Below are 24,821 nucleotides of genomic sequence, written 5' to 3' on the forward strand. Positions count from 1 at the left end.
AGTAACGATCAGAACGGACGTCATTGGCCGTCATACAAATGTTGAGTCTTCTTTGACTTTAATCAGATATATGCATAGGTCATGCCAGATTATTTTTAACATAAAATAAACTATTCTTTTATATAAAATAATTTTTATTTCACTTTCAAATTTAGACTTTTCTTTCTTAAAAATAGAGAGAAAAATAGATATCTTCTGAGAAATTATGAGCAAAACAGCGATAGGATGACCTGCCCGGAGTCATTGCTGGTTTAAATCGGTGCAGGGCTGGATCAAATAATTTTTCCCTTTTCAAAATGCAGCAGTTGTGCCTGTAAATACGCCACTTCATCTACATGATGAGTCACATAAATTATGGGTAAATCTGTTTGATGAATCACAATTTTCAGAAAAGGTAAAATCTGGTTTTTCAGCTTTTGATCCAGTCCATTTAAAGGCTCATCCAAAAGTAATAGGTCGGGAGAAGATAAAAGTGCACGACCGATAGAAACGCGCTGTGCCTGTCCACCAGAAAGCTGATGCGCCCGATGCCGAAGCAGAGCCTTTAATTCGAGTAGCTCCACAATGTCTTCAAACATAAATTTCTGCTGACCTTTATTTTTTATATTTAGCTGTTCTGCATATTTTAAATTCTGCATGACATTCAGATGCGGAAACAGCAAGGCTTGCTGAAAAATCAGGGCAATTTTTCTTTGATGAACAGGAATATTCAGTTTCTGCTGATGATCAAATAATATTTTTTGCTGGAAATGAATAAAGCCTTGTGAAGGTCTTAATAGCCCTGCAATATTTTTTAAAAAGGTGCTTTTTCCACTTCCTGATGCTCCGACGATACCAATCAACTGCGTCTGCATATCCAGACTGGCCTGTAGCTGGAAATTTGCGTAATTAAACTGAAAATCACACTTCAGCATCTTAGCCCTCCAATTTACGTTGATACTTCTGCATAATCCAGTAATTTGCAATCAAGGCTGAAAAAGCCAGAATCAGAGATAAAATGACCAAACGCATAGCCATACTTTCTCCATCAGGCTGTTGTAATAGGCTATAAATGGCGATGGGAATCGTGCGGGTTTCTTCTGGAATATTGCCAACAAAGGTAATGGTGGCACCAAATTCTCCCAGACTGCGGCTGAAACATAAAATGCTACCGATTAAAATTCCAGGCAAAGCCAGAGGCAGGCTAATGCTACAGAATACCCGCCATGGTGCAGCGCCTAGAGATCCTGCCACCTGTTCTAATTGCCGGTTGATCATTTGAAAAGACAAACGAATCGGTTGTACCATTAAAGGAAATGCCACAATGATTGCTGCCAGTACCGCACCTTTCCAGTTAAATATCAGCTGAATTCCCCATGCATGCAGATATTGCCCTAACATCCCCTGATGACCAAACAGCAGGAGCAGAAGATACCCCAGTACCACCGGCGGTAGCACCATGGGCATCTGCAATATCGCCTCTACAAGAAATTTGGCCCTGAATTCATAACGCGCCAGTAACCATGCTACGGCGATAGCAAATGGCAGACACACCGCTGTGGCAAAGCCCGCTACTTTGGCTGAAAGCGCTAAGGCACTCAGTTCTTCTGGTGTAAGCATGAGCAGTTAGCCTACCTTAAGCTTAAAACCATATTTCTGGAAAATCTGCCTGGCCCTTGGACTCGTCTGGATAAATTCAGAAAATTGGACTGCTGCCTGATTTTTCTGGCCCTGCCGGGTTAAAGCGATTGGATACACAATCGGACGATGTGTACTGGCTGGAAATACTCCTGAAATTTTAACTTTTTTACTCATCAAGGCATCAGTTCTATACACAATGCCGACCTGACATTCGCCACGTTCTACAAAAGCCAAGGTTGAACGAACGCTATCCGTACCGACTATTCTGCCCCGAAGCGGATTCAACCACCCTAGCCGGGTTAAGCTTTGCTTGGCATATTTTCCGGCAGGCACCGATTCCATTTGTCCGGTACATAGATAGCCTTGAAAGGCTTTAGCAAGATTAAAGTCGGCTGACATTTTAAAATGATTTTTTTGCTGAATAGGACTAATCAATACGAGTTCATTCAAAAGCAAAGGTCGAATCTGACCGATCTGAATTTTTTGTTTCTTGATCAGATCATTCATCCAGTCCAGGTCTGCAGAGAAAAATAGATCACTGCTGGCTCCCGCCGCAATTTGTTTCGCCAATACCGAAGACGCAGCAAAAACCGGAACGATCTGGATGTCCCGATGCTGTTGCTCATATAGTCTGGAAATATCAGTAATCGCATTGGTCAGGCTGGCTGCGGCATATATTTTAACTGTTTCGGCATACAGCATGGGGCTAGTCAACAGCACGCCAGTGAGTAGAACTTTGAGTAAATCCATCTTTCTCATTCTATGTGATTCGAATATTGAGAATTGCGACAGGCATTTCAAATCAGTAAACCTTGTACCACATGCCCGGCTTGGATTTCTGTTGCTGCCGGAATACGTACCAGACAATTGGCCTGCATCAGATTACTCAACATATGCGACTGCTGTTTCGCCAGGCTTTTGAGCTTTAAAGTACCCTGATCAAATTCTGCAGCCATTCTTAAAAAACGTTCACGTGCATCCGCTTTCAAATCATGTGTCATTACCGCACTAAGCCATGCAGGTGACTGCTTTTGCCCTTGTAAGGCATTCAGTAAAGTTGCCGTATAGATTTGCATCCCGACATACACAGCAGCCGGATTTCCCGGCAAACCCAAGAGATAACAGTAACCTTGATCATCTCGACGATACTTGGCAAATAACATCGGTTTTCCGGGCTTCTGCTTCACTTTCCAGAAAATCTGCTCAAAACCTTGCTCCAGGGCAACAGGACGAATGAAATCATAATCACCCACCGAAACCCCGCCTGTGGTCAATATGAAGTCGTATTGGTTTTTAAGACGATGTATTAACGTTTGCAGCTCATACTCATTATCTGAAACATGCAGAATATCTACGTTTTGACCCTGTGATTGAAACCAGGCCTGAATCAGTGGAGCATTGGCGTCAAAGATTTTTCCGGAATTCAGGTCTTCAATGCTGGAAGCGACTTCATCTCCAGTAATCACAACAGCAATTTTAGGATAACGATAGACTGAAACCTGCTTTACGCCTGCCATGCTCAAAGCTGCAATTGCACCTACATGCAGTTTTTGACCTGCATCTGCCAGACGCTGCCCTTGTGCGATTTCCTCGCCTGCATCACGTATATCCGTATGAGGCTTTAGGTCTGTTGTAATAATGATTTGATTGGCATGGCATTTGACAATTTCCTGACGGGCGACCGTTGTAGTTCCTGCTGGAATCCTGGCACCGGTAAAAATCCGGACCGCCTGACCTGGCCGCAGTTCAATTTCAGTACTTTGCCCTGCCCGAATCTCTCCAATGAGTTCAAAAGTGCTGTGAGCACTAACATTTTCTGCACTACAAAGCGCGTAGCCATCTACAGCACTTTGTGAAAACAGCGGCAATGGAATAGCCGAATCAATCGCTTTTGCCAGATAGCGATTCAGAGTCTGAACAAGCGGCAGGCTTTCAGTTGCCAAGACATTCGTCTGCTCAAGTATCATCTGTAGTGCCTGATCAACAGAAATCAGTCCCGGCTCAGCACCGCAGGCTGAATGCGATATTGCCTGATTCATTGATAGCCCCCCGCATGTGGGATATTTTTTTGCACATCAAACAAGTGCACCAAAGCCGGAAGTACCGCGATCAGAGATTCTTTCGCACCCTGACGACTTCCCGGTAGGGTCATCACCAGACTGTTCTCAATATAGCCAGCCACGCCACGACTTAATGCTGCATAAGGGGTACGTTTTTGCCCAAAACTACGTGAAGCTTCCATTAAACCGGGAATTTCCCGTTGCAGCAAAGGTTGTAGGGTTTCGACGGTCAGGTCTTTAGGACCTAAGCCAGTACCGCCCACAGTTAGAATCAGCGGATACTGATTTTTCTGCTGTTCAATCAGGGTCAAGAGCTGTTCTGGGCTATCGGGAATAACCTGATAACTAATAGAATCAAAATTGGCTTCTTTTAAAATTTCCATTACGTTTTGTCCGGCAGTGTCCGGCTTTTTGCCTGCTGCAACCGTATCGGACAGCACAATAACCGAAGCGGACAGACTCTCTTTAAGTACGCGGGTAAAATGTGATTTTCCGCCTTTTTTCTGCTGCAACCTGCATTGATCCAGCGACAAATCTTCCGGTTCACAATGCGGCTTCAGCATGTCATACAAGGTCAGACCTGCCAGACTGACCGCTGTCAAAGCTTCCATTTCCACACCAGTTGGTCCAATGGTTTCAACAGTAGCAATAATTTCGACATGTGCATCACACAGTTCATATTCCACATCGGCACGATAAATCGGTAATGGATGGCACAATGGAATCAGCTCATCGGTCCGTTTGGCACCCAGAATGCCGGCAATACGTGCTGTTTTCAGGGCATCCCCTTTTTCAGTATTGCCATTACGCAGCAACTCAATGCAATGTGGCGGTGCATGCAGGATTCCAGTGGCAATTGCTGTACGGTAACTTTCTGCTTTCATCCCTACATTTTTCATGATTCATCCCAGGCTAATTTTTAAAATCTGTTTTAAAGTGATTCATCTTATGCATCCTCATTGGACGCATTTAATTAGATGGTGATTGGCAAGCATGTTCTGCTACATGGTGATGGTGACAATGCGCTTCTTCTGCATGATGAGAGTGATTAGTTTCAGGTCCATGATCTTTTCGAATACAACAGCCTTCCACATACTGGCTGCTACCATCCAGATAAAACTCTTCTTTCCAGACCGGAACCTCATGCTTCACCCGTTCCACAGCTTCCTCACAGGCAGCGAAGGCCTCACGACGATGGGCCGCATAAGCCATAGCAATAATGGCTGTTTCCCCAACCTCCAGCTCACCAATACGGTGCACTACCCGCACATAAGACACCTGGTATTTGATCTGGATCTGCTGTTCAATTTCACGAATCATTTTTTCAGCCACAGGCGCATAGGCGGTATATTTCAGGGCACGCACAGCTTTCACCTGATGATGGTTACGTACTGTTCCGACAAAGATGCCGATTCCACCACATTCCGGAAAATGCTGAATACCATCAAAATCCTCCAGCTTAAAAGCAGTCTGCTGGATTCGGGCAAATTGTTTTAATGGTTTGAGTTGCATCTCAGCCTCCTGCTACCGGCGATAACAGCACCAGCGTACTGTCCCGATTTAAAACGTTCTGTCTGGAAATAATGTCTTCACCGATTGCACATGCACAACGTTCCAGCATGGTCTGTATATCAGGATAAATGGATAGCAACTGGTTCAGGACTTCAGAAACATGAATTTCAGACTCGCATTGCAAATTTAAATCTGCTGGAAGTTGTCGTTCAATCGCACCGAAGGCTTCTATTTTGATATGAATTAATTTTTGCTGAGTGAGAGACATATTTATCCTCCAATGCTGTGCATGCTGATTTTGCGGATCGGCTTTTGTATTGGTGTTTGCTGGATCGCATGGAAGCCGGCTTCCTTATGCCAGATATAAGCGTGGAGCTTGTGCTGAAATGTCTGTGTGGCGAAATGATCCAGCGCCAGTTGTTCGATATCTGCCTTAAGGTTCAGGCCTTGTCTGGCAAATAAACAGTTATAAAATTCACCTTGGGCATTGAGGCGCAGGCGGTCACAATCACCGCAAAATGAATGGGTAATGGTAGAAATAATCCCCAAAGGCTGCCCATTGACCAGATAGCCACGGGCTGGATTGGCGCCCTGTCCTTGAGATACCTGGACATCAAATTCAGTTTTCAGTTGATCCAGGATATCCTGCTCACTGATGACATCAGACGGATTCCATTTCTGATCGCCATCGAGGGGCATAAACTCAATAAAACGCAGTTCTATAGCCTGATGCTGTGCCCATTTCACCAAAGGAATAATCTGATTGTCATTGATGCCTTTGATGAGCACACTATTGATCTTGACGGTCAAACCTGCCTGCTGTGCGGCAGAAATACCTTGAAGTACAGGCTGTAACTGTTTTTGGGTCAGTTGCTGAAACTGCTTTGGATCAAGACTGTCTAGACTGATATTCAGATCGTCCAGTCCTGCCTGTTTAAGCGCTTGAGCATAATCTTTTAAATAATGGCCATTACTGGTCATGGAAATACGTTTCAGGCCAAAGGCTTTCAATGTCTGCAAGCGAGCAATAAAATGAACAATACCTTGACGCATCAACGGTTCGCCACCCGTCACCCGGATCTGCTCAATCCCGTGTCGCACCATAAACTCGCAAAAAGCATACAGGGCTTCAAAACTGAGCAAATCTTTTTTATTTATCCATTGCGGATGTTCAGGCATGCAATAGCTGCATTTGAAATTACAACGGTCAGTCACCGAGATCCGCAACTTACGTTTCTGGCGTCCAAACTGATCCTGAAAGATACTGCGAGGTGCTAAAGCTGTCATGCTGTTCATTGCTGCGGTCCATGATGAGATCTGCACGGTTATTTAACAGTCTTGATTTACTGCCCTATTTCTTCACAATGAATGAGCAATAAGTGTTCCAACTTTGCACAAATTTATTTTTAATGTAGGCTAATGGATAATATTTGTTCTTTTTTAGTCCGAAAGTTTGCTCGAAAAATAAAAAAGCAATATTTTGGTGAGCCAGAATATAATGATTCGGCTTTTAGCATTTTAAATGCTAGAGAAAATTAAGCTGTTGATGCTGCTGTAGCTCATCAAATGAATTAATGCTGTGAAAAAACAGGGCACGATTTTTAAAGCTTGCCCGCTGCATGTGCATGTCAGCAAAACAGAGTTTTAAACTGTGCTGATCATTTTCAAGATGTTGTAAAAGAGTGGGTAAGCTGCTGCGTTTCATCAGACAGAATGGAAACAATGCCTTTTCATTGATTTCAACTACCGCCACTTCACATAAGGGATGTCGTTGCAAGGCCTGATGTAAACGTGAAATGACCTTTTTGGGGATATAGGTCACATCACAAGGCACGAACAGCACATAATCAGATTCCACATGTGACCAGGCACTCTTCATGCCCATCAATGGTCCCTGAAAGCCGGGTTCATCGTCCTGATAAAAGTCGATCGAAGGAATCATCCGTTTATAAATGGAATGATCCCGATGGCTATTGACCCAGACTTTTCTTGCCCGGGACTTCAACTGCTGATGGATTTTAATCAGCTGGATTTCATCATCAAATTTGTGCAGCAATTTATTGATGCCATTCATGCGCCGCGCTAAACCGCCGGCCAGGATCACCACATCGGTTTCCGGATAAGACACCGTTTTAACTGCTTTTCTTTTCATTCTATGTACTCCGTCTGGCAGGCTTTAATCAGGCCTCTAATTTCTGGCAAACATGAACCGCAATTTCCTCCGGCTTTTAGACATGCAGTCACCTGTTTTTCATGCGTGATATTTTTATCTTTAATGGTTTGGATAATTCGGTTCTTGCCAACTTTAAAACAGCTACAGACCAATGGACCTTCACTATTTCCCATCGACATGGCCTGACCTGCCAGCAATGCTTTACGATGCAATGCACTCAGACGTTCACGTTTAAACAGGCCTGCCACCCAGTCACGATCTGGTAATAGTGCCGCCGGTGCGATATAAAAACTGGCAATTAACTGGCCATCCTGAAGCACCACAATATGACTGATGTGCGCCGTTTGATCTTCGAGATTCAGCCATTCAAAGCTTTCATCATTAAAGTTTAAGAGACTCTTGATCTGCCCGGTGATGTCAGAAAACCTGCGCCGGTCTGCCAGTTCATACCGGATGGCCTGAGTGGTTTGAGTTTTGCTCCACCACACCGTATTTTTAATCATGGTCTGGATTTTCTGCTCAAAGCCTTCCCGTACATACAGCACGCCCTGCCACTGGGTATAAAATGGCTGGATCATCACCGGAGTATGCTTAAATTCTGGCTCGCCGGAAATCGGGTCAACCACCGGATTCACCACTTTGCCAATCCGCGCATCGGATGCAAACTGGTCGTTCCAGTGAATCGGTGCAAAAATCTGGCCACGTCGTATATTTTGTGAAAATTGCACACGGAGTACACAACTTCCCCAAGCGGATTTCACCTCGACCAGCTCGGCATCTTTCAGGCCATACTTCAGTGCATCTTGCGGATGCAGCTCGCAATAAGGCTCGGCACGATGCTGGGACAAACTGGCAGATAATCCGGTACGGCTCATGGTGTGCCATTGATCGCGAATGCGTCCAGTATTCAGGATCAGAGGATATTCAGCAGAAATAGCATGTACCGGATCGGCTGCAACTGTTGGCACCAATCTGGCTTTGCCATCTGCATGGCTAAACTGGCCTTGACTAAATAGTTGATCAACCTGATAAACTTCTTGCTTATCCCAGACTGGCCACTGAATCGGTGTTAGATTCTGATATTCCGCAAAACCGAGATGAGTTAAACCTTGCAGGTTGAAATAGCGAAAATTCGGTGTATCTTCACGTTGCGAAAGCGAACTATTCTGATAGGCAGATAAACGGGCATGTTCCAGAAAAATGTCATGACTGTTGTTAAAGTCAAAACCGCGAAAACCTAAGACCTGAGCCACCCGGGAAATGGCCCACCAGTCTGCTTTAGCTTCACCCGGAGCCGGCAAAAAAGCCTTTTGCCGGGAAATACAGCGCTCCGAATTGGTGACTGTGCCATCTTTTTCGCCCCAACCCAGTGCCGGTAACAGTACATCGGCATATTGCGTGGTATCGGTGTTGAGACAAATATCGGAGACCACCACAAATTCACACTTCTCCAGAGCGCGTTTAACCTGATCTGCATCGGGCAAACTCACGATCGGATTGGTGGCCATAATCCAGATGGCTTTGATTTTCCCGCTTTCCACCGCTTGAAATAAATCGACTGCTTTTAATCCGGGCTGCCGCGCGATGACCGGGCTTTGCCAGAAATCCTGCACCAGTTGCTGATGTTGCGGATTATCCAAATCCAGATGACTGGCCAGCATATTGGCCAGCCCACCGACTTCCCGTCCGCCCATCGCATTCGGCTGTCCGGTCATGGAAAAAGGTGCTGAACCGGGTTTGCCTATTTTTCCTGTCAATAAATGACAGTTGATAATGCTGTTGGCCTTGTCTACTCCTTGAGAGGATTGGTTTACACCCATGGAAAACAGGCTCATGATTTTTTCGGTCTGGGCAAATTTCTCAAAAAATAAGGTTAATTTTTTAATAGCAATACCAGTACGCTTTGCCACGCTTTCAAGTGATGACTCTGTCAAACTGCTGGCAAGTGCCTGCTCCAGACCTTGAGTATGTTGGGTAACAAAATCCAGATCAGCATGGCCATGTTGCTGAAGATATTGCAACAAGCCATTAAACAGCGCGACATCCTGACCTGGTAAAATCGGCAAGTGTAAATCTGCCGCTTCACAGGTTGCAGTAAAGCGTGGATCAATCACTACCACAAATAAATCCCGCTCTTCTTTGGCTTGCATGATGCGCTGATAAAGCACCGGATGGCACCAGGCGGTATTGGATCCGACCAAGACCACCATTTCTGTCTGCTCAAAATCTGTATAGCTGGCCGGCACCAGATCTTCGCCGAAAGCCCGTTTATGTGCCGCCACAGCAGAAGACATACACAGTCTTGAATTGGTATCAATATTGGCAGTACCAAGATAGCCCTTTACAAACTTGTTCACCACATAATAGTCTTCAGTCAAAAGCTGGCCGGAGACATAAAAGGCGATGCTGTCACGTCCATACTGATCAATACATTGCTGAAATTTATTGGCAATACTTGAAATGGCATGATCCCAAGTGCTTATTTGCCGCTGCTCTTTTCGACCTGTTATCGGATGTAGAAGCCGGGTTTTTAAGCCAAGTGTATCGGCAAGATGACTGCCTTTAATACACAACTTGCCCAAGTTCGCAGGATGCTGAACATCGCCTTCCATCTGAACCTTTTCACCCATCGAGGTTTGGCTTACGTGCGCGATGACACCACAGCCTACTCCACAATAAGGACAGGTCGTCTGAGTAGTTTTTATTTGGGATTCAGTAGAGCTATGTAGTTCCATAACCGGAATACTATTCATTGCTGCTGTGCTCCTTAATCATCCAAATTCACTTGTTTCACCAAAACGCTGATATCTAGTTTTTACAGGTTTGATTTAAATATTTTCTATATCTCAAAAGTTTTAATCCTCCCCAACCCTCCTTTAGCAAAGGAGGGAGGTTCCCCTCTTTTTCAAAGAGGGTTTGGAGGAGGTTTATCCGATTACCCTGCCTTTTTTAATGCAAAATCCCGACCAAAAAGCAGTTTGCTGCGGATATTACTAATTGGTGTCTGGTCTGCAATCAGTTCTGCATACCAAGCCCCATCTTCGGTATCGCCAAATAGCACAGCACCAATGACCTTGTCCTGTTGAATGATGATCCGTTTATAAATCTGACGCTTCTCATCATTCAGCACGATATCTTCGAAATCATTAGTCGGTTCAAAATTACCTGCCGAGAATACGTCACATCCGCTGACCTTCAGTTGGGTCGGAACAGTCGGTGCCTTAAAGGTCAGTCGGCCATGTTCAGCCAGATGCGTCGCACAGATAAAGGCCTGTCCCCATAATGGCTCAACCAATCCAAAGGTTTGGCCACGATGCTCAATACATTCACCCACTGCATAAATACTCGGGTCATAGGTTTGCATGGTGTCATTCACCAGCACCCCACGATTGCAGCGCAGACCAGCCTGTTCAGCCAGGGTTTTATTTGGTCGAATCCCGACAGCAAAGACCACCAAATCGGCATCCAGCATTGTCCCGTCTTTTAGCCGCAGTTGAGTCACGTGACCATCCATACCGAGCAGCTCTTCGGTGTTGGCTTCGGTGATGATCCGGATACCTTTATCTTCAATTGATTTTTTCAGCATTTGACTGGCTTTCATATCCAGCTGACGATCCATAATACGATCCATCAGATGCAGCACAGTTACATTCATCCCCTGCTGCTTCAGTCCATAAGCTGCTTCTAGACCCAGCAACCCACCTCCAATCACGACGGCATTTTGCTTGGTTTTGCAGTAATCCAGCATGCGGTTAACATCCTGAATATCCCGGAAGCTAATCACGCCTTCAAGTTCAGCACCCGGAATAGGTGGCATGAAGGGTTTGGAACCAGTGGCGAGAATCAGACGATCATAAGCAACGACTTCGCCTTTTTGGGTGTGGACCTGTTTACGCGAACGGTTGATAGCGATGGCAGCATCCCCAGCAATGAATCGAATGCCTTTTTCAGCATACCAGTCGGCTGAATGCAGCATAATTTCGGCAAAGCTTTTCTCACCAGACAATACCGGTGACAACATGATCCGGTTGTAATTGCCCCATGGCTCTTCCCCAATCACGGTAATGTCATAACGATCTGGCGCCATATCCAGCAAGTCTTCCAGACAACGCATACCCGCCAGTCCATTCCCGATCAGTACCAGTTTTAAGCGCTCTGTGTTTTGACCATTACTGGAAATATAAGTTTTTTGTGGAGTCGGACTCACCAGAACTTTGCCATTTTCAATTCGGGTTGGAAATACCAGTAATTTCTGCTCTTGTTCTTCCAGACAACGACCGGTCACCAGACTGAAATGCTGCTTGTAAATTGGGGATGCGACTACACGCTCACCTTGCAGATCACCCAGAATGCCACGTGCCATGACATTGGCCAGACTAAACGGATCCTGATTGCTGAGTGCATAAACCCGCTGTTCCTGACCCACGCGAAAAATTGCAATCTGCTGATCTTCAATCAGGGCTGCCACACCGGTATTCGGAGTGATCTCATCCAGATTGCAGACTTCGTACCAGTTCAGTTCGTTCATGTCTTTTAAAATTGTCATTTTCATTCTCCCTGACTGTGGTATTTAGGCTTCAACCACTGGAATACGGTTTAAATCACGTTCAGCTTCTGTCTTTGGACGAATCTGGCCACGTACAGGCGCAAACTGAATATGCGGGTCATTCTGCTCGGCTACTTTGGCATTAATAAAAGTCTTAAAGCGTTTGCGCACTTCAGGATCTTCAATCGCAGTGCGCCATTCATCCTGATAAGTGCCAATCACATGCTGCATACGGCTTTCCAGTTCAGCGGCAATGCCCAGTGAATCATGCACAATGACATCTTTCAGATAGTCCAGCCCACCTTCCATATTGTCACGCCACACACTGGTGCGCTGCAGACGGTCTGCTGTCTGGATATAGAACATAAAGAAGCGGTCGATATATTTGATGAGTGTGGGAGTATCCAGATCCGAAGCGAGCAGTTCAGCATGGCGCGGTTTCATACCGCCATTTCCGCATACATACAAATTCCAGCCTTTTTCCGTGGCAATGACACCGACATCCTTGCTTTGTGCTTCTGCACATTCACGGGTGCATCCAGATACTGCCATTTTGGTTTTATGTGGTGAACGCAGACCTTTGTAACGGTTCTCCAGAAAAATCGCCAAGCCGACAGAATCATCGACCCCAAAACGGCACCAGGTACTGCCCACACAAGATTTCACCGTACGTAAGGATTTGCCGTAGGCATGTCCGGACTCGAAACCGGCATTAATCAGTTTTTCCCAGATTTCAGGCAGTTGGTGTACCTGCGCCCCAAACATGTCAATTCGTTGTCCGCCTGTGATTTTGGTATATAGACCATAAGCTTTGGCGATCTGACCGATGGTAATCAGGCCATCCGGAGTAATCTCGCCGCCTGCCACACGTGGCACAATCGAATAGGAACCATCTTTCTGGATATTGCCGAGGTAGTAGTCGTTACTATCCTGCAAACCGGCATGACTTGGTTTCAGAACAAAATCATTCCAGCAGGATGCCAGAATATTGGCTACAGTCGGTTTGCAGATATCACAGCCCATGCCGTGCCCATGTTGCTGAATCAGGTCAGAGAATGTCTTGATCTCATGCACACGAACCAGGTGATACAGTTCCTGACGTGAATAGGCAAAGTGTTCACACAGGTGATTGTTCACCGTGACACCCTGACGCTGTAATTCAGATTTGAGAACCTGCGTTACCAGTGGCGCACAGCCACCGCACGCTGTTGCAGCCTGCGTGCATTTTTTCAATGCACCCAATGAAGTTGCACCGCCATCAATGGCTGAACAGATATCAGCTTTAGAAACGTTATTACATGAACAGATGGTCGCACTGTCAGGCAATAAATCGATGCCACTGCCACCTGATTTGGAGGTTGACTGATCAAAGCCCGGCATGATCAGGCTTTCCGGTTGCTCCGGTACAGCCAGACCATTCAGCATCATTTGCAGGAGATCACTATATTCTTTGGCACAGCCCACCAGCACCGCGCCCAGCAGCCTGGTCTTATCTGCTGACACCACGATTTTTTTATAAACCTGCGCGGCTTCATCAGCATAGAAATAGCTCAAAGCACCTGGGGACATGGCATGTGCATCACCAATAGAAGCAACATCCACGCCCATCAGTTTGAGCTTGGTACTCATGTCCGCACCAGCGAATGCATGACTTTCTTGGCCTAGGACATGTTTTGCCGCGATCCGCGCCATGTCATAGCCTGGTGCAACCAGACCATAAATTTTATTGTCCCAAAGTGCACATTCACCAATGGCATAAATGTCCGGATGTGAGGTCTGGCAATAATCATTAATGATGATGCCGCCACGCTCACCAATCAGTAAACCACTTTGGCGCGCCAGTTCATCACGCGGACGAATGCCGGCCGAGAACAGGATGATATCGGTTTCAAGCACCGAACCATCTCCGAACTTCATTACATGCTGAGTGCTGTCACCATCTTCAATACTTGACGTGGCCTTTTGAGTATGTACCTTGACACCAAGGTCTTCAATTTTAGAGCGCAGTACCCGGCCGCCCAGATCATCAATCTGCACCGCCATCAGACGCGGAGCAAATTCTACGACATGGGTTTCCAGATTCAGATCTCGCAGGGCTTTCGCTGCTTCCAGCCCTAGCAAGCCGCCGCCAATCACTACGCCAGTTTTGGCATTCAGACTGGCTGCACGAATGGCATCCAGATCTTCAATGGTACGATAAACAAAGCAATTCTGACGGTCATTGCCCGGGATTGGTGGCACAAAGGCATAAGAACCGGTAGCGAGAATCAACTTGTCAAAACTCAGCACATCACCCTGGCTGGTGGTGACGGTTTTATGGAGCTGATCAATTTCAACCGCTTTAGTATTAAGTCGCAAATCAATGCCATAAGCATCGGCAAAATCACTACGACACAGACTCAGATCCTTGACCGACTTGCCGCTGAAATATTCGGTCAAATGTACCCGGTCATAAGCTAAATGTGGCTCTTCTGCCAAAATGGTCAGCTCAATGTCATCACCGGCCTGTTCCAGTACAGATTCGATGAATTTATGCCCCACCATGCCATGCCCAATCATGAGAATTTTCATATCTGCACTCCAACTATTGTTTTTTTAAAGATGATAAAAAGCCGCATATCACGTCTAGGCATTGATATGTCTGCTGATTGAATATGTTGTAAATACCGCAACCCAGCGCTTTGTAATGCTGGAGGAAGGGTTGAAACGCTTGTGCGTTTTGTATTGCTGAACAACTGACCATGTCATTTATCCTGTGCTGAACGAAATACCAATCACACTCCTTGAAAGTGCAATTACGATCAGAACGGACATCGTTGGCCGTTGTTAGTATTGAAAGTCATCTTTGACGATTTAATAAATGCAGAAATCGTGCCAACTTTTCCAATAAGAAAACGCCTTATTTCAGGCAGATGATCCACCTAAACGCTTCATTTTGATCAGCCATCAGCTGAAATCCCTAAAGCTATGCACTAAATTGAACAGAAAAATAGAATTTTATGCACCAATTTAATGGCATGTTTTTTGCTTTACTCCTGCTTGAATATTCCTTAGGCCTTACTTGAAAATATTCCATGTCCAAATTACGAATTGCTCTTATTGATGATGATCTGGAGCGCGCCCAATTCATCCAGGAATCCTTACTTTCACATGATTTTCAGGTGGTGGCCTGTTTAATCCTGAATGACCTGAATATGGTACATGTTAAGGGTATTCATGCAGATGTGATCCTGCTGAATATGGATCATCCGCATCGGGATATTATTGAAAGCTGTGTCAGCCAATATGAACTTCCGACCGTGCTGTTTACCCAGAACTCCAATAAAGACACCATCAAAAGTGCGATTGATGCCGGAATCACGGCTTATATTGTCGATGGTATTGATCCCACCAAACTAGAAAGCATTCTGGAAATTTCAATTGAACAGTTTCGCAAGCATAAAAAGCTGCTGAATGATTTAAAAGAAACCCAGGACAAACTGATTGACCGTAAAGATATCGATAAAGCCAAAGCGTTGCTCATCCAGCTGCATGCATTAACGGAAGAGCAAGCTTTTGCTTTATTGCGTAAAAATGCCATGAGTCACCGGATTACCATTGGTGAAATGGCCAGACGCTTACTGGATGCACAGAAGCTGTTATTGGGCCAATAAGGAAAAGCATATGTCCACATTAGAAAAAACTGAACTCAATATTGGCTATATTCCTTTACTTGATTGTGTTGCCATTCTCTGGGCCGAAAAACAGGGGTATTTTGCTGAGCAAGGATTAACCATCAATTTAATCCATGAAGCCTCCTGGTCTAGTTTGCGTGACCGTCTGGCCTATGGCTTTCTGGATGCTGCACATTGCTTGTCTGCCATGCTGCCCGCTGCCGCCCTGGGTACAGACCAGTTACAGGTGGCTTTGCAAACCCCTCTAGTACTGAGCGTGAATCAGGCTTTTATTAGCCTGCGCCAGGATTTGTGCTATGAACTCGGCATCCAGCCTGGGGATGATGAACAGAATACCTCAAAGAAACTGGTACAGGCTTTACAACAGAATCATTCCATCAATCTGGCCTATGTGTATAAATATTCGATTCACCATTACTGTTTAAAAGAATGGCTGGCGCTGACTGATCCACAACTGGCCAAGAATATCCAGCTGATGACCTCTCCACCGCCTTCCATGGTAAAAGGAATCGCGGAACAGGTATTCGATGGCTTTTGCGTGGGAGAACCCTGGAATATTCAGGCCAAACTTGAAGGCTATAGTTTTATCGTCGCGGCAAGCCAGAATGTCATTCCAAAAGTTGCCGATAAAGTCTTGGCCATGACCCAGGAATGGGCAGAACAGCATCCATTTACCGTAGAGGCAGTGGTCAAGGCAGTACAAAAAGCGCAGGATGATTTAAAGCAGCGCCCTGATCTTTCCGAAGTCTGGGATATGTTAGTCGATTATCAGATTATTCAGTTTGAATGTTCCGCCCAGCGGCATGTCTATGACTTTTACAAGATCAAGAATATTATCCGGAATTTTGTTGGGAAAAGTGCCCAACCGAAAGTCGATGATTTTATCTGGCTTCTGCAGCAGATGCAGAAATGGGAAGATATTGAAATGACCGTAGCCGAGAAAAAACAGATTGCAGAACAGTGCATCTATAGTTTGCAAAGCCAGCATGCAGACATTATTGGCTAAATGATGTTACTGAAAAAAGAGGCCTGATTTTTCAGGTCTTTTTCATTGAGTCTATTTTCCAGAAAATGATTAAAAAATCTCTGCATTCTGATCTAACTTCTTGAATATGATTAAGAGTTGTCTGCTAATTTTTGCTATAAAAATAAGTCCTTTTTAAAGTCATTTCAGGATTTGGGATGAAATGGCATCCATTTTGCTTAATCAGTATTACGTTTTATAAAAATTGTAATATTGAGGGGCAACACTATGAGTTACGTTGCGCGTGAACTCAGTCAAAGAAATAAGTTACTGTTTGGCTTGGGGTCGTTTTTAATACCAATTCTGATCTGGTGTGCAGTCAGTTATTTGCCATTTATCTGGCATCCACAAGTCCAAATTACGGATTCAGGTAGTGTTGCCTATTTACAGGTCGAGAGTCGTATTGATAAAAACCAGTTTTTTTCTGCTGCGCAGTCTGCAGTAGATCAGGGTCTGGCTCCGCCGCAAGGTATTCTGGTCAACCCAATTTATCTACCTGCACCACATGAAGTTGCGATTGCACTGATCACAGCTTTTACCACGGAGCCTACCCAAGCCAATGCACCCTGGTTTCATGAAAACCTGTGGCACAGTATCAAACTGGTCTTTACCGCGTTCTTTATTTCTTCCTTGGTTGGTATTCCACTCGGTATTTTATGCGGATTTTCAAATAAAATTTCCCAGCTGACCGAACCCTTTGTTGAGTTTTTCCGCTATTTACCTGCTCCCGCCTTTGGTGCACTGGCAGTGGCAATTCTCGGAATTAATGATGCACCCAAAATTGCCATTATTGTGATAGGAACCCTGTTCCAGCAAATCCTGATCATTGCCAATACCACACGTCTGGTGGATCGCAGCCTGATTGAAGCCGGTTTTACCTTGGGCACCAATAAACTGAAAAGCCTGTTGCATGTGGTGATTCCAGCGGCCCTGCCTGAAATTTACCGCAATCTGCGTGTGCTGCTGGGTTGGGCATGGACATACCTGATCGTAGCAGAATTGATCGGCAGCACCTCCGGAATTACCTGGTTCATTACCCAGCAAGCCCGCTATCAGAACTTTGATAATGTCTTTGCCGCGATCCTGATCATTGGGGTGATTGGTCTGCTGTGTGATGTGATTTTAATGAAACTGGGACAACGCTTATTTAAATGGAAACCGGGAGCTAACTGATGCAAAACACTGAATTTAATACCCGCGAATACTTTGACAAGATTTATAGCCGTCCGGTGATTCTGGAAGCGAAGCAACTGACACAAAAATTCAGTCATGGCAAAACTGAACGTACGGTTTTAAATGCTCTAGATTTGAAAATTCATAAGCGTGAGTTCATCTGTGTGATTGGGCCTTCCGGTTGCGGCAAGTCAACCTTTAGCCGTGTAGTGGCCGGTCTGGATCCTTATAGCAGTGGTGAGATTCTGGTGGATGGCCAGCCAATTACCGGCCCAAGTCCGGAGCGTGGCATGGTGTTTCAGGGCTATACCCTGTTTCCATGGAAAACCGTCAAGGAAAATGTCATGTTTGGTCCGCGCATGAAAGGCCAAAGTAGTGCAGCGGCAGAAGCACAGGCACGTGAATGGATCAATATCATTGGTCTGGAAAAGTATGAAAACCAGTATCCGCATGAGTTGTCTGGCGGGATGAAACAGCGTGTCGCGATTGCCCGAGCTTTGGTCAATGAACCGAAAATCCTGTTGATGGATGAACCCTTTGGGGCACTTGATCCACATACGCGGCAAAAAATGCAGCGTCACCTGATGGACCTATGGCAAAACATTGATATCACCATTATTTTTGTGACCCACGATATGGATGAAGCCATTTTACTGGCCGACCGTATTGTGGCGCTGAAAGCCAATCCGGGTGAAATCAAAGAAATTATCGAAGTTGATCTACCTCGTCCACGCCATCCAGACGTCATGCTTAGTCCTGAATTTAAACAGTTAAGACAACGTGTCGATTATCTGGTGCATGCTGAAGAAGATGAACTGGATCCGGCACTGGCAGAACTGCCGGTCATTCCGCGTATGACCAAGGTCAGCAGCAATAAATAATCTTATCCAAAATGCCTTTGGGACGACCCGAAGGTTTTAATCGCTGTGTTGGACGACCAACATTAGAGGTGATTATCATGCAAGCGCAATATGTACTCCCACTGGTTGATATTTCAAAATTACAAAGTCCGGATTTAGCCGATCGTATTGAAGTTGCTCATGCTCTGGATCATGCCTGTAAAGAAGTCGGATTTCTTTATCTGCAAGGTAGCCAGTTTAATTCTGATTACGCCAAAGCCCTGATTGAAATGGCCCAGTCCTATTTTTCTCAGGATCTGGACACCAAAATGCAGCACTATATTGGCAAATCAAAAAACCATAGTGGCTATGTGCCGATTGGCGAAGAACAGTTTGCCGGCAACAGTTATGATTTAAAAGAAGCCTATGATGTCAATTATGATTATCAGGGGGTAAGAAAAGACTGTCCTTTACTTGGGCCCACCTTATGGCCAGACCATCCGGATTTCAAGTCTATTGTCAGCCAATACTATAGTCATCTGCGTGAGATCAGCCGGCAGATTTTTTCTGCCTTTGCACTGGCGTTGGGCGTTCGTGAGGACTTTTTTGAAAGCAAAATTACTGATGCACCAAGTCAGCTACGCTTGATTCATTATCCCTATAATCCGGAAGTGCAAGATGCCGAAGGCATTGGCGCACATACCGATTACGAATGCTTTACCTTGCTGTTACCCACCGCACCCGGCTTACAGGTTTTGAATAAAGCCGGCGAATGGATCGACATTCCACTGATTGAAAATACACTGGTGATGAATATCGGTGACATGATGGAAATTCTGTCAAATGGTAAATATCTCGCCACCAAGCACCGCGTGAAAAAAGTCTCTGAAGAACGTTATTCATTCCCTCTGTTTTGCGCCTGCAATTATGACACCGTGATTGAACCGGTTATTCACACTGAAAACTCCAAATATTCTGCCCTGATCGGGGGCGAACATCTGTTTAATCAGACCGCCCAGACCTTTCAATATTTAAAACAGCGCGTTGCTAGCGGTGAACTGATCTTAAAAAATGCTGTACCACTTTCCTCTTTTGGACTTGAAGAACAGACGGAGACAGCATCATGAATCTGTTTGAAGTAATTAAAACTTTAAAGCCCACTACCCCTCAGCCAGAGATTATTCCGGGCTTTTTATATGGGGCATTTCGGCGTAAAAGCATCAGTTTTTATAATGGCCTAACTGATGAAAATACCATTGTGTACTGGTTTCAGTCGCACAGTTTTACCATTGATCTTCGTCTAAAAAGCCAGACGGGAACTGCTGTTCAGGAACGCCAAGGCTGGATTGGCAATACGTTTTGGGATAACGCTAGCCAACTCTTGTCCTGGGACGTGAAAGACTACGCCAATTACCAGAATCATGTGCAATGGCCGGAACCAGCCAGGTTGCATGCGATTGGCAACTGCATTCTGGAATTTTCTCCAAGTAATGTGTATGTCGAAGACTGGCGCCAGCAGGTACAGCACGGTTTATTTGTAGGGCTGCGGCTTCAGTCTGCGCTTGATGTTCAATCTGGTCAGGAACTGAAAATGGATGGTGGCCTGATTATTTGTGCTGATCATATTGCCTATGCTCTGACGCGTTTGCCTGAAGTGCAAAGTGCAGTAGCTCAAATGGACTTGAAAGCTGTCGATCCGACCGTGTTTGCCTTGGTGGAAAGTTTTGAGGTTTCTATCGGGACTGATGGTCAAGCTAAAACTTACAGCACCCGCAGCAGTGAGACAGGCAAACTCTTTAACCTGGAAAATTTTGAAGTTCTCAATGGAAGCAGTCTGGTTCAGCATGTCATTTTAGATGGTCGCGACATTGACCTGATTTTTGAGCTGGATATATACCAGCCAGATTACCAATTTCAATATACAACCCCCACGACTACACAAGCTGAAATCTGGCTGAAGTCAGAACAGGATCACCTGATGCAACATGCAGAACGGGTGTTATAGGGAGAAATATGTCTTTTTTATATCTTTCGATTGCCATTATTGCAGAAGTCATTGCGACTTCTGCATTGAAAGCTTCCAATGGTTTTAGCGTGCTCTGGCCTTCACTTGCCACCATTGCCGGTTATGCCGTTGCCCTGTTTTTCCTGTCACTGACCATGAAAACCATTCCGATGGGCATTGCCTATGCAATCTGGTCCGGTGCCGGCATTATCCTGATTTCAACGGTTGGTCTCTTGGTGTTTAAACAGGAACTGGATCTTCCCGCGCTGATCGGTCTGGCGTTTATGATCATTGGCATTATTTTTATCAATGTCTTTTCCAAAAGTACGCAGCTTTAATATTTTAATATTCATCTAACAATAAAAAATCCCCAATCTGGGGATTTTTTATGGGTCTAGATTATATTCCCGAATGAGGAGATATACTCTATTTGAGTTCTTGTACTAATGTAGGAACAATCACGCCATCCACATTCATTTCAGTCGTATAAATGCCGTTGGCCACATTGAACTTGTTCACATGATAGCTGGAACCATAGATCGAGTCGAAACCATCACCTTTGGTAAAGACTTTCTTGTTGGCGGCCAGATCAAGTAAATGCGTACCATCAATGAACTGCATATAGGTTTTCGCATCGACACCAACACGTTTGGCCATGATCTGTGCGGCATCTTCACGAGTCGCCGGGTCATTGATGTATTTGACGGTTTTATCCCAAACCTGAATCACCTTTTTCCATTGCTCTTTATTGGCTTCCAGATGGGCTGGATTCACGGTCAAGGTATCGTAAATTAATCCCGGCTTGTCTTTAGAGGTGAAAATAATCTTGGAACCGGCCACCGCGGATAAAGCCTGATTCGCCACTGGCTGCCATACCGCAATCGCATCAATATCGGGAGTGGCAAACACCTGTGGCAATTCATTGGTCATGGTATTGACCAGTTTAACTTCATTCAGTTTAACCTTGGCATCATCCAGTGCAGTGGACAGTAACAAGTGATCAACGAGGCCTTTTTCAGTCGCGATTGTTTTACCGCGCAGATCCTGAATCGAATTAATGCCATTCTTGGCAATAATCACGTCATTTCCAGCTGAATAATCAGTTGCCATAATCATCACACCCTTGGTACCGCCAGAACCAGTGACCAGATTATCACCATTGGTGACCAGTACGGCGTCCAGCTGATTCGCTGCGAATGCAGAGAGTGAAGCAGAATAGTCAAACCATTTAAAATCGGCATTAACTCCGGCATCTTCCAGCCAGCCTTTTTCAATCGCCACCTGCCAGGCCACAAATCCCGGCCAGTCACTATAACCAATCCGGATGGGCTGAGTAGTCACACCTCCTTCTGCCTTGGCATTTGGTTCAGGTACTTTAGCGGTATTGTCACAGCCACTAAAAAGGATTGCAGACAGTACGGAAACGGACATCAGTGCTTTTTTGATCATTTTGCGACTTCCCCTATGCATTCACATTTAAATTTGGTATTTGAAAGTTGTTTAGATTTCATAAATTCGCGCCAGCCACCGAAATGACTAATATCTGTTGCATCCTCAAGTGCATAGCCTTCACAGATAAAGCCTTTGACCCAAGTGCCATCAATCAGCTGGACATTGCCGATCCCCAAAGGTGCCGGAACTTCTGCAACAATGTCTCCGAACAGTGCACGCGGAATGTCCCAGACCTCTACTTCAATTGAAGAACCTTTCGCGTTGTATTGCAGGCCAGGTTTTGGCGGTGTCGTATTTTTTAAAGCATAGAGTTTGTAATGCGAAGCAGTCCGGGTCTGCTTGATCAGGGTGCCACTGCGTGTGGTCAGCTGAAAGTTCAGCGGCATTCTACTTAGATGTGCACCGACGACAGCCAGTTTGACGCTGTGATCCGATGAGATTTCAGTTGTTTTTTCATAGCTAAGTTCAGAGGTGCCTAGCTTTAACTGGCTCGATTGCTGCCATTTTTGCCCGAATTTGGCCAGTGCTTCATCCATCCAGGCTGGCGCAATAAAGGTCACACCCGTTGGAAGACCATCAGCACGAATGCTATTTGGTAATGCCAAAGCCGACAGGTCGGCAAAATTGACAAAATTGGTATAAGCGCCCATGTGGCTGTTTTTTACCAGAGGATCGGCTTCTACTTCTGCAATGCGATAAATGGTGGGTGCAGTAGGCACCATCAAGGCATCATAATCTGCCAGTGTATTTTGAATAACACGGCTCAGGTGGGCACGTTCATATTCATCCTGCATGACATCGACCGCATTGAACCGGTCTGCCTGCGCAATAATCTGGCCAATGACCGGATGGGTCTGCTCGCGTTGCACCATTTTTTCCACGGCACTGGTACGTTCAGCCACCCAAGAGCGGTTATACAAGGCCGCTGCCAGTTGTTGAAATGGAGCAAAATCAATCGGCTCAACCGTATAACCCAAGCTTTGTACACGTGCGATCGCCAGCTGGAATGCTTTTTCAGTTTCAGCATCGCCATAAAATTCCAGTGTATCTGGAATGGCAATTTTCCCTTTTGAAAATTGGCTCGGTACATTTTGAGGATGTACTCGGGAATAATCATCGCTGGCATCATAGCCCTGCATGACTTGCGCTACCTGCCAGGCATTATCCACCGTTAATGCAAAAATCGAAATCACATCGATGGTGCGGCAAGCCGGAATCAGGCCGGTAGTCGAGAACCAGCCTTTGGTCGGTTTGAGTCCAACAATGTTATTATGCCCTGCCGGTACACGTCCTGAACCTGCAGTATCTGTACCCAGTGAAAATGGCACTAATCCATTGGCTACCACTACACTGGAACCTGAACTCGAACCACCACTGATATATTCAGGATTAAAGCTGTTCTTCACGGCGCCGTATGGGGAACGCACACCGACCAGACCCGTCGCAAACTGATCTAGATTGGTTTTACCCACGACAATCGCGCCGGCAGCTTTTAATTTGGCTACTGCTGTTGCATCGGAAGTCGCCAGATAAGCTGCCTCTTTACATGCTGCTGTGGTATAGAACCCTGCAACATCAATATTGTCCTTGACCGCAAATGGCACCCCATAAAGTGGCAAGCTTTCAGTATCTGCACCAGTTAATGCATCAATTTGTGCCTGTAATTGTGCTGCCGTCGCAATTGAAATCCAGGCATGATCGTCATTATTCAACCCGGCAACATACTCAATCAGGTCACTAAGCTGGATATTGTTATTCTGGTAGGCGTGTTGCCAGTCCTGTACAGTCCATAAGTTGTGCACAGCTGTTCTCCTTAAGTGTGTTCGGTATTTTGTGGAATAGGTGGCATGACGGCATCCATCAGTTCGAGATGGCCTTTAATCACGCCTTTCAGTGCAATAAATTGTTCGCTAATTTCTTTCAGATCACTGCTCGCGCCCTGCATCAGCATGACTTGCAGGATTTTTTCATCATCCAGCTGGATATGAAGTGAGTTGATCACTTGCGCCAAATACTGCTGCTGCAGATCGACCAGCTGACTGCGCAGCGGTTTCAGGCTAACGTCATAGAGCAAGGTAAGCGTACCAACCATAACTTCATCTCGGATCACCAGATCATCAATCAGGTGGCGGTTAATCATGTCGACAATGGCCTGTGAACGGCTTTCATAGTGCTGCTCGACAATTTTTTGATCCATCGCATGTAGCGTGGTTTCTGGCACGGTAATACTGATCCGTGCCAATTTTTGTTTAGGCACGATGTTGATCCTTGGGTTGGTATTGGGAAGACTGTTTAATGTGAAAGCCTGCGCGTACGCTGAGCAGCTCAACCAGAAAGTGAAGCCATGGATGCATTTTTTTATTTGATGTCGGATTGTTCATGTGCATCTCCTGTGGATATTACAAAACCAGAATTTCGTATTACTTAGGAAAATGCAGAAAGCGTGCCAGTTTGTGCTTATTGGAAGGTGATAAATAAAATTGGGTAAAAAGGCGAAAAAAAGCCCCATAATAGTGAGATGGGGCTTGTTCTAAAGCAAAAGTAAGTGGAGTTTTTCATCAGTTATTCCATTTTGATGCTCATGTCCTTGCTATTCTTTTTATACATGAATGGTTAACCGATGTTTGTAATGAGTGATCAAGTGTTTTGTTCTCCTCTATTTATAGTTGTATATAAATAAAAGCATAAAGCATGCCACAATATAAAAATAGAATAGATTTAAGCAGAATGCGTGGGAAATTAA

The 24,821-nt window shown here is 45.3% G+C and carries 23 protein-coding genes; 7 read left to right on the top strand and 16 right to left on the bottom strand.

Going from position 1 to position 24,821, the window contains the following annotated elements; all coding sequences use genetic code 11:
• Positions 1-272: 272 nt before the first annotated feature.
• From ACP7BU_RS09790 to nirB, 12 genes are all read right to left on the bottom strand, one after another.
• The gene (locus ACP7BU_RS09790; protein WP_425878450.1) at positions 273-914 is read right to left on the bottom strand and encodes an ATP-binding cassette domain-containing protein; all 642 of its coding nucleotides are present in this window, start codon (positions 912-914) and stop codon (positions 273-275) included.
• A gap of 1 nt (position 915) precedes the next feature.
• Complete coding sequence (gene modB / locus ACP7BU_RS09795; RefSeq protein WP_004646992.1) at positions 916-1,599, bottom strand: molybdate ABC transporter permease subunit; 684 nt, start codon at positions 1,597-1,599, stop codon at positions 916-918.
• 6 nt (positions 1,600-1,605) lie between these two features.
• A complete protein-coding gene (modA, locus tag ACP7BU_RS09800; RefSeq protein WP_425878452.1) occupies positions 1,606-2,370 on the bottom strand; it encodes a molybdate ABC transporter substrate-binding protein in 765 nt (254 codons plus the stop codon).
• Between the two features lie 47 nt (positions 2,371-2,417).
• A complete protein-coding gene (locus ACP7BU_RS09805) occupies positions 2,418-3,659 on the bottom strand; it encodes a molybdopterin molybdotransferase MoeA (RefSeq protein ID WP_310078425.1) in 1,242 nt (413 codons plus the stop codon).
• Positions 3,656-4,579, bottom strand: coding sequence for a bifunctional molybdenum cofactor biosynthesis protein MoaC/MoaB (gene moaCB / locus ACP7BU_RS09810; RefSeq protein ID WP_004646996.1), 924 nt, complete (start codon positions 4,577-4,579; stop codon positions 3,656-3,658). The genes ACP7BU_RS09805 and moaCB overlap by 4 nt, the downstream gene beginning before the upstream one ends.
• Positions 4,580-4,649: 70 nt before the next feature.
• Positions 4,650-5,192 carry a molybdenum cofactor biosynthesis protein MoaE gene (locus ACP7BU_RS09815; protein ID WP_425878454.1) on the bottom strand — a complete coding sequence of 181 codons (543 nt, stop codon included), beginning with the start codon at positions 5,190-5,192 and terminating at the stop codon, positions 4,650-4,652.
• Position 5,193: 1 nt separating this feature from the next.
• Positions 5,194-5,460 (bottom strand): MoaD/ThiS family protein, encoded by a 267-nt coding sequence (locus tag ACP7BU_RS09820; protein ID WP_114541240.1) that lies wholly within the window; start codon positions 5,458-5,460, stop codon positions 5,194-5,196.
• Positions 5,461-5,462: 2 nt separating this feature from the next.
• Positions 5,463-6,488 carry a GTP 3',8-cyclase MoaA gene (moaA, locus tag ACP7BU_RS09825; RefSeq protein WP_425878456.1) on the bottom strand — a complete coding sequence of 342 codons (1,026 nt, stop codon included), beginning with the start codon at positions 6,486-6,488 and terminating at the stop codon, positions 5,463-5,465.
• A 229-nt stretch (positions 6,489-6,717) separates the two neighbouring features.
• Positions 6,718-7,344, bottom strand: coding sequence for a molybdenum cofactor guanylyltransferase (mobA, locus tag ACP7BU_RS09830; protein ID WP_409653955.1), 627 nt, complete (start codon positions 7,342-7,344; stop codon positions 6,718-6,720).
• Positions 7,341-10,118, bottom strand: coding sequence for a molybdopterin-dependent oxidoreductase (locus ACP7BU_RS09835; protein ID WP_425878459.1), 2,778 nt, complete (start codon positions 10,116-10,118; stop codon positions 7,341-7,343). Before ACP7BU_RS09835 ends, mobA begins: the two co-directional genes overlap by 4 nt.
• Positions 10,119-10,300: 182 nt before the next feature.
• A complete protein-coding gene (gene nirD / locus ACP7BU_RS09840) occupies positions 10,301-11,911 on the bottom strand; it encodes a nitrite reductase small subunit NirD (protein WP_425878461.1) in 1,611 nt (536 codons plus the stop codon).
• Between the two features lie 24 nt (positions 11,912-11,935).
• Entirely contained in the window at positions 11,936-14,482 is a 2,547-nt protein-coding gene (nirB, locus tag ACP7BU_RS09845) for a nitrite reductase large subunit NirB (protein WP_425878463.1), read from the bottom strand.
• 503 nt (positions 14,483-14,985) lie between these two features.
• Here nirB and ACP7BU_RS09850 point away from each other — a divergent pair.
• From ACP7BU_RS09850 to ACP7BU_RS09880, 7 genes are all read left to right on the top strand, one after another.
• Entirely contained in the window at positions 14,986-15,564 is a 579-nt protein-coding gene (locus ACP7BU_RS09850; RefSeq protein WP_004280362.1) for an ANTAR domain-containing response regulator, read from the top strand.
• A gap of 10 nt (positions 15,565-15,574) precedes the next feature.
• Entirely contained in the window at positions 15,575-16,591 is a 1,017-nt protein-coding gene (locus ACP7BU_RS09855; protein ID WP_247143727.1) for a CmpA/NrtA family ABC transporter substrate-binding protein, read from the top strand.
• Between the two features lie 246 nt (positions 16,592-16,837).
• The gene (locus ACP7BU_RS09860; protein WP_425878465.1) at positions 16,838-17,782 is read left to right on the top strand and encodes an ABC transporter permease; all 945 of its coding nucleotides are present in this window, start codon (positions 16,838-16,840) and stop codon (positions 17,780-17,782) included.
• A complete protein-coding gene (locus ACP7BU_RS09865) occupies positions 17,782-18,663 on the top strand; it encodes an ABC transporter ATP-binding protein (RefSeq protein WP_004809406.1) in 882 nt (293 codons plus the stop codon). Before ACP7BU_RS09860 ends, ACP7BU_RS09865 begins: the two co-directional genes overlap by 1 nt.
• Positions 18,664-18,740: 77 nt before the next feature.
• The gene (locus tag ACP7BU_RS09870; RefSeq protein ID WP_425878468.1) at positions 18,741-19,748 is read left to right on the top strand and encodes an isopenicillin N synthase family dioxygenase; all 1,008 of its coding nucleotides are present in this window, start codon (positions 18,741-18,743) and stop codon (positions 19,746-19,748) included.
• Complete coding sequence (locus tag ACP7BU_RS09875; RefSeq protein ID WP_425878470.1) at positions 19,745-20,626, top strand: hypothetical protein; 882 nt, start codon at positions 19,745-19,747, stop codon at positions 20,624-20,626. The genes ACP7BU_RS09870 and ACP7BU_RS09875 overlap by 4 nt, the downstream gene beginning before the upstream one ends.
• Positions 20,627-20,634: 8 nt before the next feature.
• Positions 20,635-20,964, top strand: a complete 330-nt coding sequence (locus tag ACP7BU_RS09880; RefSeq protein ID WP_425878472.1) for a DMT family transporter — start codon at positions 20,635-20,637, stop codon at positions 20,962-20,964.
• 88 nt (positions 20,965-21,052) lie between these two features.
• On the opposite strand, the gene ACP7BU_RS09885 is transcribed toward ACP7BU_RS09880, so the two are convergent.
• Genes ACP7BU_RS09885 through ACP7BU_RS09900 form a run of 4 tightly spaced genes read right to left on the bottom strand, consistent with a single transcriptional unit; the run spans position 21,053 to position 24,459 of the window.
• Entirely contained in the window at positions 21,053-22,075 is a 1,023-nt protein-coding gene (locus ACP7BU_RS09885; protein ID WP_425878474.1) for an ABC transporter substrate-binding protein, read from the bottom strand.
• Positions 22,072-23,880 carry an allophanate hydrolase gene (gene atzF / locus ACP7BU_RS09890; protein WP_425878476.1) on the bottom strand — a complete coding sequence of 603 codons (1,809 nt, stop codon included), beginning with the start codon at positions 23,878-23,880 and terminating at the stop codon, positions 22,072-22,074. The genes ACP7BU_RS09885 and atzF overlap by 4 nt, the downstream gene beginning before the upstream one ends.
• A gap of 11 nt (positions 23,881-23,891) precedes the next feature.
• The gene (locus ACP7BU_RS09895) at positions 23,892-24,335 is read right to left on the bottom strand and encodes a CopG family ribbon-helix-helix protein (protein WP_004280384.1); all 444 of its coding nucleotides are present in this window, start codon (positions 24,333-24,335) and stop codon (positions 23,892-23,894) included.
• Positions 24,328-24,459 carry a hypothetical protein gene (locus ACP7BU_RS09900; RefSeq protein ID WP_004647016.1) on the bottom strand — a complete coding sequence of 44 codons (132 nt, stop codon included), beginning with the start codon at positions 24,457-24,459 and terminating at the stop codon, positions 24,328-24,330. The genes ACP7BU_RS09895 and ACP7BU_RS09900 overlap by 8 nt, the downstream gene beginning before the upstream one ends.
• Positions 24,460-24,821 lie beyond the last annotated feature (362 nt).

The organism is Acinetobacter sp. 40AMC3-4 (assembly GCF_049898185.1).
Taxonomy (GTDB): Bacteria; Pseudomonadota; Gammaproteobacteria; order Pseudomonadales; family Moraxellaceae; genus Acinetobacter.

Excerpts from the sequence above, each read along its gene's own strand:
- moaCB (WP_004646996.1), bottom strand. The coding sequence starts at position 4,579 with ATGAAAAATGTAGGGATGAAAGCAGAAAGTTACCGTACAGCAATTGCC.
- ACP7BU_RS09880 (WP_425878472.1), top strand. The coding sequence starts at position 20,635 with ATGTCTTTTTTATATCTTTCGATTGCCATTATTGCAGAAGTCATTGCG.
- ACP7BU_RS09875 (WP_425878470.1), top strand. The coding sequence starts at position 19,745 with ATGAATCTGTTTGAAGTAATTAAAACTTTAAAGCCCACTACCCCTCAG.
- moaA (WP_425878456.1), bottom strand. The coding sequence starts at position 6,488 with ATGAACAGCATGACAGCTTTAGCACCTCGCAGTATCTTTCAGGATCAG.
- modB (WP_004646992.1), bottom strand. The coding sequence starts at position 1,599 with ATGCTTACACCAGAAGAACTGAGTGCCTTAGCGCTTTCAGCCAAAGTA.
- ACP7BU_RS09790 (WP_425878450.1), bottom strand. The coding sequence starts at position 914 with ATGCTGAAGTGTGATTTTCAGTTTAATTACGCAAATTTCCAGCTACAG.
- ACP7BU_RS09900 (WP_004647016.1), bottom strand. The coding sequence starts at position 24,459 with ATGAACAATCCGACATCAAATAAAAAAATGCATCCATGGCTTCACTTT.
- modA (WP_425878452.1), bottom strand. The coding sequence starts at position 2,370 with ATGGATTTACTCAAAGTTCTACTCACTGGCGTGCTGTTGACTAGCCCC.
- ACP7BU_RS09855 (WP_247143727.1), top strand. The coding sequence starts at position 15,575 with ATGTCCACATTAGAAAAAACTGAACTCAATATTGGCTATATTCCTTTA.
- ACP7BU_RS09865 (WP_004809406.1), top strand. The coding sequence starts at position 17,782 with ATGCAAAACACTGAATTTAATACCCGCGAATACTTTGACAAGATTTAT.
- ACP7BU_RS09885 (WP_425878474.1), bottom strand. The coding sequence starts at position 22,075 with ATGATCAAAAAAGCACTGATGTCCGTTTCCGTACTGTCTGCAATCCTT.
- mobA (WP_409653955.1), bottom strand. The coding sequence starts at position 7,344 with ATGAAAAGAAAAGCAGTTAAAACGGTGTCTTATCCGGAAACCGATGTG.
- ACP7BU_RS09815 (WP_425878454.1), bottom strand. The coding sequence starts at position 5,192 with ATGCAACTCAAACCATTAAAACAATTTGCCCGAATCCAGCAGACTGCT.
- ACP7BU_RS09860 (WP_425878465.1), top strand. The coding sequence starts at position 16,838 with ATGAGTTACGTTGCGCGTGAACTCAGTCAAAGAAATAAGTTACTGTTT.
- nirD (WP_425878461.1), bottom strand. The coding sequence starts at position 11,911 with ATGACAATTTTAAAAGACATGAACGAACTGAACTGGTACGAAGTCTGC.
- nirB (WP_425878463.1), bottom strand. The coding sequence starts at position 14,482 with ATGAAAATTCTCATGATTGGGCATGGCATGGTGGGGCATAAATTCATC.
- ACP7BU_RS09850 (WP_004280362.1), top strand. The coding sequence starts at position 14,986 with ATGTCCAAATTACGAATTGCTCTTATTGATGATGATCTGGAGCGCGCC.
- ACP7BU_RS09835 (WP_425878459.1), bottom strand. The coding sequence starts at position 10,118 with ATGAATAGTATTCCGGTTATGGAACTACATAGCTCTACTGAATCCCAA.
- ACP7BU_RS09870 (WP_425878468.1), top strand. The coding sequence starts at position 18,741 with ATGCAAGCGCAATATGTACTCCCACTGGTTGATATTTCAAAATTACAA.
- ACP7BU_RS09820 (WP_114541240.1), bottom strand. The coding sequence starts at position 5,460 with ATGTCTCTCACTCAGCAAAAATTAATTCATATCAAAATAGAAGCCTTC.
- ACP7BU_RS09805 (WP_310078425.1), bottom strand. The coding sequence starts at position 3,659 with ATGAATCAGGCAATATCGCATTCAGCCTGCGGTGCTGAGCCGGGACTG.